The sequence below is a fragment of the Nocardioides perillae genome (assembly GCF_013409425.1).
Taxonomy (GTDB): domain Bacteria; phylum Actinomycetota; class Actinomycetes; order Propionibacteriales; family Nocardioidaceae; genus Nocardioides; species Nocardioides perillae.
Window position 1 is genome coordinate 1303040 of sequence record NZ_JACCAC010000001.1, and the last position, 15405, is coordinate 1318444.

At 70.2% G+C, this 15405-nt stretch carries 22 protein-coding genes; all 22 read left to right on the forward strand.

Features of this window, described 5'->3' with window-relative positions; translation table 11 throughout:
• The first annotated feature begins 1 nt into the window (after window position 1).
• A complete protein-coding gene (locus tag BJ989_RS06090; protein WP_179517430.1) occupies window positions 2–1291 on the forward strand; it encodes an MFS transporter in 1290 nt (429 codons plus the stop codon).
• A gap of 201 nt (window positions 1292–1492) precedes the next feature.
• Window positions 1493–1867, forward strand: a complete 375-nt coding sequence (rpsL, locus tag BJ989_RS06095; RefSeq protein ID WP_179517431.1) for a 30S ribosomal protein S12 — start codon at window positions 1493–1495, stop codon at window positions 1865–1867.
• Entirely contained in the window at window positions 1867–2337 is a 471-nt protein-coding gene (gene rpsG, locus BJ989_RS06100; protein ID WP_179517432.1) for a 30S ribosomal protein S7, read from the forward strand. The genes rpsL and rpsG overlap by 1 nt, the downstream gene beginning before the upstream one ends.
• A 137-nt stretch (window positions 2338–2474) precedes the next feature.
• The gene (fusA, locus tag BJ989_RS06105; protein ID WP_218849123.1) at window positions 2475–4535 is read left to right on the forward strand and encodes an elongation factor G; all 2061 of its coding nucleotides are present in this window, start codon (window positions 2475–2477) and stop codon (window positions 4533–4535) included.
• A gap of 69 nt (window positions 4536–4604) precedes the next feature.
• Window positions 4605–5798: an elongation factor Tu gene (gene tuf, locus BJ989_RS06110; protein ID WP_179517434.1), complete on the forward strand. Its 1194-nt coding sequence runs from the start codon at window positions 4605–4607 to the stop codon at window positions 5796–5798.
• Window positions 5799–5899: 101 nt separating this feature from the next.
• Entirely contained in the window at window positions 5900–6658 is a 759-nt protein-coding gene (gene trmB / locus BJ989_RS06115; RefSeq protein ID WP_179517435.1) for a tRNA (guanosine(46)-N7)-methyltransferase TrmB, read from the forward strand.
• Window positions 6659–6842: 184 nt separating this feature from the next.
• Window positions 6843–8048 carry a S8 family peptidase gene (locus BJ989_RS06120; protein ID WP_179517436.1) on the forward strand — a complete coding sequence of 402 codons (1206 nt, stop codon included), beginning with the start codon at window positions 6843–6845 and terminating at the stop codon, window positions 8046–8048.
• Window positions 8049–8501: 453 nt separating this feature from the next.
• Window positions 8502–8810, forward strand: a complete 309-nt coding sequence (gene rpsJ, locus BJ989_RS06125) for a 30S ribosomal protein S10 (RefSeq protein ID WP_008360994.1) — start codon at window positions 8502–8504, stop codon at window positions 8808–8810.
• A gap of 10 nt (window positions 8811–8820) precedes the next feature.
• Window positions 8821–9486: a 50S ribosomal protein L3 gene (gene rplC / locus BJ989_RS06130; protein ID WP_179517437.1), complete on the forward strand. Its 666-nt coding sequence runs from the start codon at window positions 8821–8823 to the stop codon at window positions 9484–9486.
• A complete protein-coding gene (gene rplD / locus BJ989_RS17130) occupies window positions 9483–10100 on the forward strand; it encodes a 50S ribosomal protein L4 (RefSeq protein WP_343049141.1) in 618 nt (205 codons plus the stop codon). Before rplC ends, rplD begins: the two co-directional genes overlap by 4 nt.
• A complete protein-coding gene (gene rplW, locus BJ989_RS17135; protein WP_343049142.1) occupies window positions 10097–10402 on the forward strand; it encodes a 50S ribosomal protein L23 in 306 nt (101 codons plus the stop codon). Before rplD ends, rplW begins: the two co-directional genes overlap by 4 nt.
• Window positions 10403–10428: 26 nt before the next feature.
• Window positions 10429–11265, forward strand: a complete 837-nt coding sequence (gene rplB / locus BJ989_RS06140; RefSeq protein WP_179517439.1) for a 50S ribosomal protein L2 — start codon at window positions 10429–10431, stop codon at window positions 11263–11265.
• Window positions 11266–11270: 5 nt separating this feature from the next.
• Window positions 11271–11552 carry a 30S ribosomal protein S19 gene (gene rpsS, locus BJ989_RS06145; protein ID WP_090969263.1) on the forward strand — a complete coding sequence of 94 codons (282 nt, stop codon included), beginning with the start codon at window positions 11271–11273 and terminating at the stop codon, window positions 11550–11552.
• Window positions 11549–11974, forward strand: coding sequence for a 50S ribosomal protein L22 (gene rplV, locus BJ989_RS06150; RefSeq protein ID WP_179517440.1), 426 nt, complete (start codon window positions 11549–11551; stop codon window positions 11972–11974). The genes rpsS and rplV overlap by 4 nt, the downstream gene beginning before the upstream one ends.
• Complete coding sequence (gene rpsC, locus BJ989_RS06155; RefSeq protein ID WP_179517441.1) at window positions 11974–12813, forward strand: 30S ribosomal protein S3; 840 nt, start codon at window positions 11974–11976, stop codon at window positions 12811–12813. Before rplV ends, rpsC begins: the two co-directional genes overlap by 1 nt.
• 4 nt (window positions 12814–12817) lie before the next feature.
• The gene (rplP, locus tag BJ989_RS06160) at window positions 12818–13237 is read left to right on the forward strand and encodes a 50S ribosomal protein L16 (RefSeq protein ID WP_179517442.1); all 420 of its coding nucleotides are present in this window, start codon (window positions 12818–12820) and stop codon (window positions 13235–13237) included.
• On the forward strand, window positions 13237–13485 hold the full coding sequence (rpmC, locus tag BJ989_RS06165; protein ID WP_179517443.1) for a 50S ribosomal protein L29: 249 nt from the start codon (window positions 13237–13239) through the stop codon (window positions 13483–13485). Before rplP ends, rpmC begins: the two co-directional genes overlap by 1 nt.
• Window positions 13482–13751, forward strand: coding sequence for a 30S ribosomal protein S17 (gene rpsQ, locus BJ989_RS06170; RefSeq protein ID WP_179517444.1), 270 nt, complete (start codon window positions 13482–13484; stop codon window positions 13749–13751). Before rpmC ends, rpsQ begins: the two co-directional genes overlap by 4 nt.
• A 106-nt stretch (window positions 13752–13857) precedes the next feature.
• The gene (gene rplN / locus BJ989_RS06175; RefSeq protein WP_011757324.1) at window positions 13858–14226 is read left to right on the forward strand and encodes a 50S ribosomal protein L14; all 369 of its coding nucleotides are present in this window, start codon (window positions 13858–13860) and stop codon (window positions 14224–14226) included.
• A gap of 1 nt (window position 14227) precedes the next feature.
• Window positions 14228–14578, forward strand: a complete 351-nt coding sequence (gene rplX / locus BJ989_RS06180) for a 50S ribosomal protein L24 (protein ID WP_218848744.1) — start codon at window positions 14228–14230, stop codon at window positions 14576–14578.
• Window positions 14578–15153, forward strand: a complete 576-nt coding sequence (rplE, locus tag BJ989_RS06185) for a 50S ribosomal protein L5 (RefSeq protein WP_179517445.1) — start codon at window positions 14578–14580, stop codon at window positions 15151–15153. Before rplX ends, rplE begins: the two co-directional genes overlap by 1 nt.
• Window position 15154: 1 nt before the next feature.
• Window positions 15155–15340, forward strand: a complete 186-nt coding sequence (locus BJ989_RS06190; protein WP_010831721.1) for a type Z 30S ribosomal protein S14 — start codon at window positions 15155–15157, stop codon at window positions 15338–15340.
• Window positions 15341–15405: the final 65 nt, after the last annotated feature.

Here is a 15405-nt window from a genome sequence, read left to right on the forward strand (position 1 = left end):
CGTGAGCCCCACCTTCCGCTCGCTGCACAACCGCAACTACCGCCGCTACGCCGCCGGCGGCATCGTGTCGAACACCGGCACGTGGATGCAGCGGGTCGCGCAGGACTGGTTGGTGCTCCAGCTCACCGCGAGCGGCACGGCGCTCGGCATCACCACCGGCCTGCAGTTCCTGCCGATGCTGCTGCTCGGCCCCTTCGCCGGGCTCGTCGCCGACCGGATGAGCAAGCTGCGGCTGCTGCAGCTGACCAACCTCGGCATGGCCGCCCCCGCCCTCGTGCTGGGCCTGCTCGCGGTCACGGGCGCCGCCGAGGCCTGGCACGTCTACGTCCTGGCCTTCCTGCTCGGCACCGCCGCCGCCTTCGACAACCCCGCGCGGCAGTCCTTCGTCTCCGAGATCGTCAGCGCCGACGACCTCACCAACGCGGTCGGCCTCAACTCCGCCTCGTTCAACGTCGCGCGCCTGGTCGGCCCCGCGGTCGCCGGTCTCCTCATCGCCGCGCTCGGCGGGGGAGCGCAGGCCACCGGCTGGGTGATCCTGCTCAACGCCGTCAGCTACGCCGCCCCCGTCTGGGCGCTGCGCCGCATGGACGCCTCCGCCCTCGACTCCCCGGCCCCCAGTCCGCGCCGCCCCGGTGCGCTGCGCGAGGGCGTGGCCTACGTCCGCGGCCGCCCCGACCTCGTGCTGGTCCTCGTGGTCGTCTTCCTGGCCGGCACCTTCGGCCTCAACTTCCAGCTCACCAGCGCCCTCATGGCCACGGAGGTCTTCGACAAGGGCGCCGGCGAGTACGGCGTGCTGGGCTCGATCCTCGCCGTCGGCTCGCTCAGCGGGGCACTGCTCGCCGCCCGCCGGCCCACGGTCCGGTTGCGGCTCGTCGTGGTCGCCGCCGTCGTCTTCGGAGTGGTCGAGGTCGCGGCCGGGCTGATGCCGACCTACGCCTCCTTCGCCGCCGTGCTGCCGCTGCTCGGCCTGGCCTCGCTGACGATGATCACCGCCGCGAACACCACGATGCAGCTCAAGACCGACCCGGGCATGCGGGGGCGGGTGATGGCGCTCTACATGACGGTGTTCATGGGCGGCACCCCGCTCGGCTCGCCGGTGGTCGGCTGGGTGGGGGAGACCTTCGGTGCGCGCTGGACGCTGGTGCTCGGCGGCGGCGTGACGGCCCTCGGCGTGCTGGTCGCGGCGGCGCTGCACGCCCGGCGTACCCGCGTTTTGACCCCTGTCGGGGCCGCGGGTAACCTCGGTCCTCGTGTCTGGGACGACCAGGCCGTTGCGCGTGCCCGGAAGTAGCCGACAGCAGACCTGACCGGCCCGGGTGCACCCAGCGAACCACGCACGACTCCTGCTCCAGGGCCGACACGCCCGACCGCGGGGGCTGCGCGCGGCCTGGGCGGTGGCGGCCGGGGGCGAGCGCACCACCCGGACCACCGCAGCACGTCGTTCCCGGCAGGTCGCCGGGTCCTGAGAGACAACACGAAGGGGAACCACCCGGTGCCCACCATCAACCAGCTGGTCCGCAAGGGCCGCCAGGACAAGGTGTCGAAGAACAAGACGCCTGCCCTGAAGGGTTCGCCGCAGCGCCGAGGCGTCTGCACCCGCGTCTACACCACCACGCCGAAGAAGCCGAACTCCGCCCTCCGCAAGGTCGCCCGCGTGCGCCTGTCGAGCGGCGTCGAGGTCACTGCCTACATCCCCGGCGTGGGCCACAACCTCCAGGAGCACTCCATCGTGCTCGTGCGCGGCGGTCGTGTGAAGGACCTGCCCGGCGTGCGCTACAAGATCATCCGCGGCTCGCTCGACACCCAGGGCGTCAAGAACCGCAAGCAGGCCCGCAGCCGCTACGGCGCGAAGAAGGAGAAGAGCTGATGCCGCGCAAGGGTCCCGCTCCGAAGCGTCCCATCGACGTCGACCCGGTCTACGGGTCGCCGCTGGTCTCCCAGCTGGTGAGCAAGGTGCTGATCGACGGCAAGAAGCAGGTCGCGCAGCGCATCGTCTACACCGCCCTCGAGGGCTGCCGCGAGAAGACCGGCACCGACCCGGTCGTCACGCTCAAGCGCGCGCTCGACAACGTCAAGCCGGCCCTGGAGGTCAAGTCCCGCCGCGTCGGCGGTGCGACCTACCAGGTCCCGATCGAGGTCAAGGCCAACCGCAGCACCACGCTGGCGCTGCGCTGGCTGGTCGGCTACGCCCAGGACCGTCGCGAGAAGACGATGTCCGAGCGTCTGATGAACGAGATCCTCGACGCCTCCAACGGCCTCGGTGCCGCGGTGAAGAAGCGCGAGGACACGCACAAGATGGCCGAGTCGAACAAGGCCTTCGCCCACTACCGCTGGTGACCTGACCGGGGACGCCTCCCGCCCGCGCGGGCAGGCGTCCCCGGCACACCGGCTCCACCGACCTACCGAGGGACTGAGACTTCCAAGTGGCCGTCGACATCACCACGGACCTGAACAAGGTCCGCAACATCGGCATCATGGCGCACATCGACGCCGGCAAGACCACCACCACCGAGCGGATCCTCTTCTACACCGGCATCACCTACAAGATCGGTGAGGTCCACGAGGGCGCTGCCACGATGGACTGGATGGAGCAGGAGCAGGAGCGTGGCATCACGATCACCTCCGCTGCGACCACCTGCTGGTGGAAGAAGCACCAGATCAACATCATCGACACCCCCGGGCACGTCGACTTCACCGCCGAGGTCGAGCGCTCGCTGCGCGTGCTCGACGGCGCGGTCGCGGTCTTCGACGGCGTCGCCGGTGTCGAGCCGCAGACCATGACGGTGTGGCGCCAGGCCAACAAGTACTCCGTCCCGCGCATGTGCTTCGTCAACAAGCTCGACCGCACCGGCGCGGACTTCTTCCGCTGCGTCGACATGATGGTCGAGCGCCTCAACTCCACCCCGCTGGTCCTCCAGCTGCCCATCGGTGCCGAGAGCGACTTCCTCGGCGTCGTCGACCTGGTCGGCATGCGCGCCCTGACCTGGCGCGGCGAGACCACCATGGGTGAGGACTACACCGTCGAGGAGATCCCCGCGGAGATGGCCGAGCAGGCCGCCGAGTACCGCGAGAAGTTCCTCGAGACGCTCTCCGAGGCCGACGACGCCATCATGGAGAAGTACCTCGAGGGCGAGGAGCTCAGCGTCGAGGAGCTCGAGGCCGCGATCCGCCGCGCGACCCTGGCCGACAAAGTCAACCCGGTCCTGTGCGGCACCGCGTTCAAGAACAAGGGCGTGCAGCCCCTGCTCGACGCGGTCGTGAAGTACCTCCCCTCGCCGCTCGACATCGAGGGCATCGTGGGCCACTCGGTCAAGGACGAGGAGGAGCAGATCGTCCGCAAGCCGTCGGACGACGAGCCCTTCTCCGGCCTGGCCTACAAGATCGCCTCGGACCCGCACCTCGGCAAGCTGATCTACGTCCGGGTCTACTCCGGCAAGCTCGAGGCCGGCTCGACCGTGATGAACTCGGTCAACGGCCGCAAGGAGCGGATCGGCAAGGTCTACCAGATGCACGCCAACAAGCGTGAGGAGATCGCGTCGGTCGGCGCCGGCCAGATCGTGGCCGTCATGGGCCTCAAGGACACCAAGACCGGCCACACCCTGTGCGACCCGGCCTCCCCGGTGATCCTCGAGTCGATGACCTTCCCGGCCCCCGTGATCGAGGTCGCCATCGAGCCCAAGACCAAGGGCGACCAGGAGAAGCTGGGCATGGCGATCCAGCGCCTCTCCGACGAGGACCCGACCTTCACGGTCAAGTCCGACGAGGAGACCGGCCAGACGATCATCGCCGGCATGGGCGAGCTCCACCTGGAGATCCTCGTCGACCGGATGAAGCGCGAGTTCCGTGTCGAGGCCACCGTCGGCAAGCCGCAGGTCGCCTACCGCGAGACCCTCCGCAAGGAGGTCAAGAACCACAGCTACACGCACAAGAAGCAGACCGGTGGTTCGGGTCAGTTCGCGAAGGTCGTCGTCTCGCTCGGCCCCAACATCGACCCCGAGACGGGCACCGGTGCGGGCTACGAGTTCGTCAACAACGTCAGCGGCGGTCGCGTGCCGAAGGAGTACATCCCCTCGGTCGACCAGGGCGGCCAGGAGGGCATGGAGTTCGGTGTCCTCGCCGGCTACCCGATGGTGGACGTCAAGTTCACCCTCGAGGACGGCGCCTACCACGACGTCGACTCCTCGGAGCTGGCGTTCAAGATCGCGGGCAACCAGGCCTTCAAGGAGGCCGCCCGCATGGCCAAGCCGGTCCTGCTGGAGCCGATGTTCGCCGTCGAGGTGACCACGCCGGAGAACTTCCTCGGCACGGTCATCGGCGACATCAACAGCCGCCGCGGCCAGATCCGCGCGCAGGAGGAGCGTCACGGCGACATCGTCGTGAACGCCCTCGTGCCGCTGTCCGAGATGTTCGGGTACGTTGGCGACCTGAGGTCCAAGACCTCTGGGCAGGCGTCGTACTCGATGGAGTTCGACTCGTACGCCGAGGTTCCTTCGAACATCGCCGACGAGATCATCAAGAAGGTCCGCGGCGAGTAACCTCGCACGGCCCTCGGCCCCACCGCACCACCACGAGTCAAGCAACCAATCCACCAGGAGGAGCCCCCAGTGGCTAAGGCGAAGTTCGAGCGGACCAAGCCGCACGTCAACATCGGCACCATCGGTCACATCGACCACGGCAAGACGACGCTCACCGCGGCGATCTCGAAGGTGCTGCACGACAAGTACCCGGACCTCAACGAGGAGTCGCCCTTCGACTCCATCGACAAGGCTCCCGAGGAGCGCCAGCGCGGCATCACCATCTCGATCGCCCACATCGAGTACCAGACCGAGCAGCGCCACTACGCGCACGTCGACTGCCCCGGTCACGCCGACTACATCAAGAACATGATCACCGGCGCGGCCCAGATGGACGGCGCGATCCTCGTGGTCGCCGCCACCGACGGCCCGATGCCGCAGACCCGCGAGCACGTCCTGCTCGCGCGCCAGGTCGGCGTGCCCGCCCTGGTGGTCGCGCTCAACAAGTGCGACATGGTCGACGACGAGGAGCTCATCGAGCTCGTCGAGATGGAGGTGCGCGAGCTCCTCTCCGAGTACGAGTTCCCGGGCGACGACGTCCCCGTGGTCCGCGTGGCGGCCTTCCCGGCCCTCAACGGCGACCAGAAGTGGGCCGACTCGATCGGCGAGCTGATGGACGCGGTCGACTCCTACATCCCGCAGCCCGAGCGCGACACCGACAAGCCGTTCCTCATGCCCGTCGAGGACGTCTTCACGATCACCGGTCGCGGCACCGTGATCACGGGTCGCATCGAGCGCGGCATCGTGAAGGTCAACGAGGAGGTCGAGATCGTCGGCATCCGCGAGAAGTCGCAGAAGTCGACCGTCACCGGCGTCGAGATGTTCCGCAAGCTCCTCGACGAGGGCCAGGCCGGCGAGAACGTCGGTCTGCTCCTGCGCGGCACCAAGCGCGAGGACGTCGAGCGCGGCATGGTCGTCGTGAAGCCCGGCACCACCACCCCGCACACCAACTTCGAGGCGAGCGTCTACATCCTCTCGAAGGAGGAGGGTGGCCGTCACACGCCGTTCTTCAACAACTACCGCCCGCAGTTCTACTTCCGCACCACCGACGTCACCGGTGTCGTCACGCTGCCCGAGGGCACCGAGATGGTCATGCCGGGCGACAACACCGAGATGGCCGTGGAGCTCATCCAGCCCATCGCGATGGACGAGGGTCTGCGCTTCGCGATCCGCGAGGGTGGCCGCACCGTCGGCGCCGGTCGCGTCACCAAGATCACCAAGTGATCCCCGCGGTCGGCTGACCGCACCCGCACCAGACGAGAGGCCCCACCCGGTTCGCCGGGTGGGGCCTCTCGCCGTACGCCGTCACGAGAGGTCGTCCGCCCGTGGACCCCCAGCCCCCCACCGCCCGCGCCGGGCGTCCTGCCGGCGCCGTGCGGCCCGCGCGCCCGCACCACAAGCTCACCGAGGACGGGCGGCGCGTGCGCGAGGTGCTGACCTACTCGCGGCGCGGCAGTCGCTTCGACGCCCGGCAGGAGGCGGCGTGGGCCGCCCACGCCGAGGCGTGGGTGGTGCCCGACGAGGCGGTGGACGCCGACGGCTTCTCGCTCGCCGACTGGTTCGGCCGCGAGGCGCCCCTCGTCGTCGAGATCGGCTCGGGCACGGGGGAGGCCACCGCGGCCCTGGCGGCGGCCCGCCCCGACGTCGACGTGCTCGCCCTCGAGGTGTGGCGCCCGGGCGTCGCCGAGGGCCTGGGACGCGTCGCGGCCGCCGGCGCCACCAACGTGCGCTTCTGCTCCGTCGACGCCGTGTGGTTCCTCGAGCACGTCGTGGCCGAGGGCGCGCTCGCCGAGCTGTGGACCTTCTTCCCCGACCCGTGGCCGAAGAAGCGCCACCACAAGCGCCGCCTGGTCAACCCCGCCTTCGCCGCGGTCGCCGCCCGCCGGCTCGCGCCGGGCGCCACCTGGCGCCTGGCCACCGACTGGGCCGACTACGCCGAGCAGGTCCGCGAGGTGCTCGACGCCGAGCCGCTGCTCACCGGCGGCGAGGTGCCGCGGTGGGAGCCGCGCCCGCTCACGAAGTTCGAGCGCAAGGGCCTCGCCGCCGAGCGGCGCATCGTCGACCTGGCCTACCGCCGCGCGTGACGGGCGCCGACGTGCCGACCGGCAGGTGACGTGCCGCCGGTCTGCCGTTGAACGCGCAAGCATGCTTGTGCCCCGGCGGCGTGCGGGCGCATGATCCGCGTGGCGGTGCGAGCGCACCGCCCGCTGTCCGTTTCTCGGGACGGCGCCGTCACCGGGCCCGCGGGTCCGGAGAGGAGTCGTGCGGATGCACACCTTGCGCAAGCCTGCCCTCGTGGCAGCAGCCACCGCCCTCGCCCTGGCCACCGTGCCGGGGCTGGCGACCAGCGGGGCCACCGGCGCCCCGGCCGACGGCCGCGGTGCGGCCGGCGGGAAGGCACCCCTCGTCCAGGCCGAGGACGCCCTCGCCGGGCAGTACGTCGTGATGCTCGAGGAGGGCGCGTCGATGCGCGACGTCGCCGCCGCCCGCGCCGCGGCCCGCGACACCGGCGCCCGGGTGACCCGGGTCTACCCCCACCTGCGCGGCTACGCCGCCGAGATGAGCGCCGACCAGGTCGACGCCGCCCGGGCCAACCCCGACGTGGCCTTCGTGCAGGAGGACCAGCAGGTCACCCTGTCCGCTGACCAGACCGGGGCGACCTGGGGCCTCGACCGCTCCGACCAGCGGCCCCGCTCGCTCGACGGCACCTACCGCTACAGCCGCACCGGCTCGGGCGTGCGGGTCTTCGTCATCGACACCGGCATCAACCGCTCGCACACCGACTTCGGCGGCCGCGTCACCACCGGTGCGAGCGCGATCAACGACGGCCGCGGCTCCTCGGACTGCAACGGCCACGGCACCCACGTCGCCGGCACGGTCGGCGGCGCTCGCTGGGGCGTCGCCAAGGCCGTGACGCTCGTGCCGGTGCGCGTGCTCGACTGCCGCGGGAGCGGCGCCACCTCCGGCGTCATCGCCGGCATGGACTGGGTCGCCGGGCAGACCGGCGGCGCCCGGGTCGCCAACATGAGCCTCGGCGGCCCGGCGGACACCGCGACCGACGCCGCCGTCGGCCGGATGGTCTCCTCCGGCGTCACCGTCGTGGTGGCCGCGGGCAACGAGAGCCAGAACGCCTGCAACGTCTCCCCGGCGCGGGCGGCCTCCGCGATCACGGTCGGCTCGACCACCAGCAGCGACGCGCGCTCGTCGTTCTCCAACTACGGCGGCTGCGTCGACCTCTTCGCGCCGGGCAGCTCGATCACCTCGGCCTGGTGGACCTCCACGACGGCGACCAACACCATCTCCGGCACCTCGATGGCGGCGCCGCACGTCGCGGGCGCGGCCGCGCTCTACCTGCAGGGCAACCCCGGGGCCAGCGCGAGCACGGTGACCAACGCCCTGCTGGCCAACGCCACCACCGGCCTGGTGAGCGGGGCCAACGGCTCGCCGAACCGCCTGCTCTACACCGCTCCCTGACCCACCCGCACGGCACGAGGGCCCCGGGCGACGCCCGGGGCCCTCGTCGCGCGCCCGGCTCCCGGCGCGCCGCGGCTCCTGGGGGAGCTCGCAGGGGGCTCGCGGGGGAGCTCGCCGGAACGATTTGGCGTGCTGGGTGATGTCTGCCAAGATGGTCCGGTTGCTCCGGCGGGTCGCCGGGGTGCGGCACACCTTGACCACTGAATCGCGTCTCCTGATCGAGCCGGTGGTCTGGCGTGCAGCCGCACCGGTGCAGGGGACCCGATCAGCCCGACGAACCCGTCGGGCGCCACCAGAGGATCAGCAGACCAGCGGACAGCCGCGTGCAGCATGCGCGACACGCCCGACCGCGGGGGTCGCTGGTCGGCGGAGGAGCGACGGGCGGTGCGGATCCACCCGGAGACGCGTCGTGACCTGCACGTGGCACTGAAGACGTAAGGACGAGAGAGACCTATGGCGGGACAGAAGATCCGCATCAGGCTCAAGGCCTATGACCACGAGGTGATCGACACCTCGGCGCGGAAGATCGTGGACACGGTGACCCGCACGGGCGCCAAGGTCGCTGGCCCGGTGCCGCTGCCGACCGAGAAGAACGTCTACTGCGTCATCCGCTCGCCCCACAAGTACAAGGACTCTCGCGAGCACTTCGAGATGCGCACCCACAAGCGCCTCATCGACATCATCGACCCCACGCCGAAGACCGTCGACTCGCTCATGCGCCTCGACCTGCCGGCGGGCGTCGACATCGAGATCAAGCTCTGAGGTCGGAGACATGACGAACACCCTGGAACACAGCCTCAAGGGTCTGCTCGGCACCAAGCTCGGCATGACCCAGGTCTGGGACGCGGACAACCGCATCGTCCCGGTGACCGTCGTCGCCGCGACCACCAACGTCGTGACGCAGGTCCGCTCTCCCGAGGTCGACGGCTACAACGCCGTGCAGATCGGCTTCGGCGAGATCGAGGGCCGCAAGGTCACCAAGCCGCAGGCCGGCCACTTCGACAAGGCCGGGGTCACCCCCCGCCGCCACCTGGTCGAGGTCCGCACCGCCGACGCCGCGTCCTACACCGTCGGGCAGGAGATCACCCCCGACGTGTTCGCCGCCGGCGACGTGGTCGACGTGACCGCCACCAGCAAGGGCAAGGGCTTCGCCGGCACGATGAAGCGCCACGGCTTCGCCGGCGTCTCGGCCTCGCACGGTGCCCACCGCAACCACCGCAAGCCGGGCTCCATCGGCGCCTGCGCGACCCCCGGTCGCGTCTTCAAGGGCATGCGGATGTCGGGCCGGATGGGTGGCGACACCGTCACGACCCAGAACGTCACGGTGCACGCCGTCGACGCCGAGAAGGGCCTCGTGCTGCTGAAGGGTGCCGTCCCCGGCCCCAAGGGCGGCGTCGTGGTGCTGCGCTCGGCCGTGAAGAAGGAGGGCCGCAAGTGAGCGCCGCCAAGAAGGTCGACTTCCCGGCCGACGTCTTCGACGTCGACGTGAGCGTCGCCGTGATCCACCAGGTCGTGGTGGCCCAGCAGGCCGCCGCCCGCCAGGGCACCCACGCCACCAAGACCCGCGCCGACGTGCGCGGTGGTGGCCGCAAGCCCTACAAGCAGAAGGGCACCGGCCGCGCCCGCCAGGGCTCGACCCGCGCCCCGCAGTTCGCCGGTGGTGGCGTCGTGCACGGCCCGCAGCCGCGCAGCTACGACCAGCGGACCCCCAAGAAGATGAAGGCCGCCGCCCTCAAGGGCGCGCTGACCGACCGCGCCCGCAACGGCCGCATCCACGTCGTCGACGCGCTGGTCTCCGGCGAGAAGCCCTCGACCAAGGCCGCCCTGGCCTCGCTCGCGGACCTCTCGACGCGCCGCCGCTTCCTCGTCGTGCTCGAGCGCAGCGACACCCTCACGTGGCTCTCGCTGCGCAACGCGCCCGACGTGCACCTGATCGCGGTCGACCAGCTCAACACCTACGACGTGTTGCTCAGCGACGACGTGGTGTTCAGCCAGGCCGCGTACGACGCCTTCGTCGCCCGCTTCGCCACCGCCGAGGAGGCCGCCCAGTGAGCACGCTGCACAAGGACCCCCGCGACGTCGTGATCGCGCCGGTCGTGTCGGAGAAGAGCTACAGCCTGCTCGACGAGGGCAAGTACACCTTCCTCGTGCGGCCCGACTCCAACAAGACCGAGATCAAGATCGCCGTCGAGAAGATCTTCGACGTCAAGGTCGTCTCGGTGAACACGATCAACCGCCAGGGCAAGGCGCGTCGCACCCGCTTCGGCATCGGCCGCCGGCCGAACACCAAGCGCGCGATCGTGACCCTGCGCGAGGGCGACCGCATCGACATCTTCGGAGGTCCGGTCTCCTGACCGGATGACGAGCGAGGACTGAACTGATGGCAATCCGCAAGTACAAGCCGACCACCCCGGGCCGCCGCGGCTCGTCGGTCGCCGACTTCGTCGAGGTCACCCGGACCACGCCGGAGAAGTCGCTGACGCGCCCGCTGCCCAAGAAGGGCGGCCGCAACAACCAGGGCCGGATCACCACCCGGCACCAGGGTGGTGGCCACAAGCGCGCCTACCGCATCATCGACTTCCGTCGCTACGACAAGGACGGCGTGCCGGCCAAGGTCGCCCACATCGAGTACGACCCGAACCGCACCGCGCGCATCGCGCTGCTGCACTACGCCGACGGCGAGAAGCGCTACATCGTGGCGCCGAAGGGCCTGACGCAGGGCACCGCGGTCGAGTCGGGCCCGAACGCCGACATCAAGGCGGGCAACAACCTGCCGCTGCGCAACATCCCCGTCGGCTCGACGATCCACTGCGTGGAGCTGCGTCCCGGCGGCGGCGCCAAGATCGCCCGCTCGGCCGGCAACAGCGCCCAGCTGGTCGCCCGCGAGGGCACCCGCGCCACGCTGCGCATGCCCTCGGGCGAGATGCGCTTCGTCGACGTGCGCTGCCGCGCGACGGTCGGCGAGGTCGGCAACGCCGAGCAGTCGAACATCAACTGGGGCAAGGCCGGCCGCATGCGCTGGAAGGGCAAGCGCCCGACCGTGCGCGGTGTGGTCATGAACCCGGTCGACCACCCGCACGGCGGTGGTGAGGGCAAGACCTCCGGTGGTCGCCACCCGGTCTCGCCCTGGGGCAAGCCCGAGGGCCGCACGCGCAAGCGCAAGGCCTCCGACTCCCAGATCATCCGTCGTCGCAAGTCCGGCAAGGGTAGGAAGTAACGCACATGCCTCGCAGCCTGAAGAAGGGTCCCTTCGTCGACGACCACCTGCAGAAGAAGGTGGACGCGGAGAACGAGAAGGGCTCCCACAACGTCATCAAGACCTGGTCGCGCCGCTCGATGATCGTCCCGGACATGATCGGTCACACGATCGCCGTCCACGACGGTCGCAAGCACGTCCCGGTCTTCGTCACCGACTCGATGGTCGGTCACAAGCTGGGCGAGTTCGCGCCCACCCGCACCTACCGCGGGCACGTGAAGGAAGACCGGAAGGGACGTCGTCGATGAGCACCACCGAACGCCGGCGCACCAGCGCCCGTCGCGAGTCGCTGCTCGGTGACCAGCCGGGCGCCTTCGCCACCGCGAAGCACACCCGCATCACCCCGATGAAGGCCCGCCGCGTGGTCGACATGGTCCGCGGCCTGCCCGTCGACGAGGCCCTGGCGCTGCTGCAGTTCGCGCCGCAGTCGGCCTCCGAGACGGTCTACAAGGTGCTCGAGAGCGCCGTGGCCAACGCCGAGACCACCGAGGGTCTCGACACCGCTGACCTGGTCGTCGCGGCCGGGCGGGTCGACGAGGGCCCCACGATGAAGCGCTGGCGCCCGCGCGCCCAGGGCCGGGCGACGCGCATCAACAAGCGCACCAGCCACATCACCCTGGTCGTCCAGCCGGCCGACGTCGTCGCGCAGAAGAAGGGACGGACTGCCTGATGGGGCAGAAGATCAACCCGAACGGCTTCCGCCTCGGCATCTCCACCGACCACAAGAGCCGGTGGTACGCCGACAAGCTGTACCGGTCCTACGTCGGTGAGGACGTCGCGATCCGCAAGCTGCTCTCCAAGGGCATGGAGCGGGCTGGCATCTCCAAGGTGGAGATCGAGCGCACCCGTGACCGCGTGCGCGTCGACATCCACACCGCGCGCCCGGGCATCGTCATCGGTCGCCGCGGCGCCGAGGCCGACCGCATCCGCGGCGAGCTCGAGAAGCTCACCGGCAAGCAGGTCCAGCTGAACATCCTCGAGGTCAAGAGCCCCGAGGTCGACGCTCAGCTGGTCGCCCAGGGCGTCGCCGAGCAGCTCGCCGGCCGCGTGCAGTTCCGCCGCGCGATGCGCAAGGCGATGCAGACCACGATGCGCTCGGGTGCCAAGGGCATCCGGATCCAGGTGTCCGGCCGCCTCAACGGCGCCGAGATGTCGCGCACCGAGTTCTACCGCGAGGGCCGCGTGCCCCTGCACACCCTGCGCGCCGACATCGACTACGGGTTCTACGAGGCCCGCACGACCTTCGGCCGCATCGGCGTGAAGGTCTGGATCTACAAGGGCGAGGTCGCGGGCACCCGCGCCGAGCGTCAGGCCCAGGCGGCCGCCCGTGCGGGCGCCCCGGGTCGTGGTGGCCGTCCGCAGCGCGGGGGCGAGCGTCCGGGCCGCGGCTCGCGCGGCGACCGCCCCACGCGTGCGGACCGCACCGACGCGCCCGCCGTCACGGAGGCCCCGGCCGGCGGCGACACCGCCCTGGCCACGCCTGCCGCCGAGCAGAGCCAGGAGGGCTGAGACCATGCTGATGCCCCGCCGTGTCAAGCACCGCAAGCAGCACCACCCCGACCGTCGCGGCGCCGCCAAGGGCGGCACGTCGCTGGCGTTCGGCGAGTTCGGGATCCAGGCGGTCGAGGGTCACTACGTGACCAACCGCCAGATCGAGTCCGCCCGAATCGCCATGACGCGCCACATCAAGCGTGGCGGCAAGGTGTGGATCAACATCTACCCCGACCGTCCGCTGACGAAGAAGCCGGCCGAGACCCGCATGGGCTCCGGCAAGGGCTCGCCCGAGTGGTGGGTCGCCAACGTCAAGCCGGGCCGCGTCATGTTCGAGCTCTCCGGTGTCAGCGAGGACGTCGCCCGCGAGGCCATGCGCCGCGCGATGCACAAGCTCCCGATGAAGTGCCGGTTCGTGACCCGCGAAGCAGGTGAATTCTGATGGCCAAGACCGATCTTGCGGCCCACGAGCTCGACGAGCTCAACCAGGTCGACCTCGAGGCGAAGCTCCGCGAGGCCAAGGAGGAGCTGTTCAACCTCCGCTTCCAGGCCGCCACCGGGCAGCTCGAGAACAACGGCCGGCTCCGCACGGTCAAGAAGGACATCGCGCGGATCTACACCGTGGTGCGCGAGCGCGAGCTCGGCATCCGCACCGCGCCCGAGGCAGACGAGAAGGACGGTGCCGCGTGAGCGAGCAGACCACCGAGCGCTCGGCGCGCAAGGTCCGCGAGGGCCTCGTCGTCAGCGACAAGATGGACAAGACGATCGTGGTCACGGTCGAGGACCGCGTGAAGCACGCGCTCTACGGCAAGGTGCTCCGCAAGACCTCGCGCCTCAAGGCGCACGACGAGCAGAACCAGTGCGGCGTCGGTGACCGGGTCCTCATCATGGAGACCCGCCCGTTGTCGGCCACCAAGCGCTGGCGCCTCGTCGAGGTCCTCGAGAAGGCCAAGTGAGCCCACGTCCGACCCGCTCCGGCGGGCTCGGCACCATCCCATCCAGTTCGGCCAGGCTCGGCCCCGCTGAGGGCCGCAGAACCGGCACGACAACCAGGAGAGACTGATGATCCAGCAGGAGTCGCGACTCAAGGTCGCCGACAACACCGGTGCGAAGGAGATCCTCTGCATCCGTGTTCTCGGTGGTTCGGGTCGCCGCTACGCCGGTATCGGCGACGTCATCGTCGCCACCGTGAAGGACGCGATCCCCGGTGGCAACGTCAAGAAGGGTGACGTCGTCAAGGCCGTCGTCGTGCGCACCGTCAAGGAGCGCCGACGCCCCGACGGTTCCTACATCCGGTTCGACGAGAACGCCGCCGTCATCCTCAAGAACGACGGCGAGCCCCGCGGCACCCGCATCTTCGGCCCCGTGGGCCGCGAGCTGCGCGAGAAGAAGTTCATGAAGATCATCTCGCTCGCTCCGGAGGTGCTCTGAGATGGCGAAGAGGGACATGAACATCAAGAAGGGCGACACCGTCAAGGTGATCGCCGGCAAGGACAAGGGCGCCGAGGGCAAGGTCATCGCCGTCCACCGCGAGGACCAGCGGGTCGTCGTCGAGGGCGTGAACCGCGTCAAGCGGCACACCAAGGCGGTCCAGGGCTCGACCGGCGGCATCATCACCGCCGAGGCCCCGATCCACGTGTCCAACGTGATGCTCGTCGAGGGCGACGGCGTGACCCGGGTCGGCTTCCGCCGCGACGAGGTCACCAAGCGCCGCAGCGACGGCTCGACGTACACCGCCCAGCGCAGCGTCCGCGTCTCGCGCAAGACCGGCGAGGAGATCTGATGTCGGAGCAGACCGCAGTGGAGGCGCCGGCCGTGCCGCGCCTCAAGACCCGCTACCGCGAGGAGATCCTCCCCGCGCTCCAGGCGGAGTTCGAGATCAAGAACGTCATGCAGGTGCCCGGCCTGACCAAGATCGTGGTCAACATGGGCGTCGGCGAGGCGGCGCGCGACTCGAAGCTGATCGAGGGCGCGATCCGCGACCTCACCGCGATCACCGGCCAGAAGCCGCAGGTCACGAAGGCCCGCAAGTCCATCGCGCAGTTCAAGCTGCGCGAGGGCATGCCGATCGGCGCGCACGTCACGCTGCGCGGCGACCGCATGTGGGAGTTCCTCGACCGCCTGCTCTCGCTGGCGCTGCCCCGCATCCGCGACTTCCGCGGCCTCTCGCCGAAGCAGTTCGACGGTCGCGGCAACTACACCTTCGGTCTCACCGAGCAGGTCATGTTCCACGAGATCGACCAGGACAAGATCGACCGCTCCCGCGGCATGGACATCACCGTGGTGACCACCGCGACCAACGACGAGGAGGGCCGGGCGCTGCTCAAGCAGCTCGGCTTCCCCTTCAAGGAGAACTGACATGGCGAAGACGTCGCTGAAGGTCAAGGCGGCCCGCAAGCCGAAGTTCGCGGTCCGCGGCTACACCCGCTGCCAGCGCTGCGGCCGGCCGAAGGCGGTCTACCGCAAGTTCGGCCTGTGCCGCATCTGCCTGCGCGAGATGGCGCACCGCGGCGAGCTGCCCGGTGTCACCAAGTCCAGCTGGTAATCCAGACCTCCCGTCCCACACAAACGTCGCTGCAGGTCGTGCCTGAGGTGCAGGTGCGAAACCAC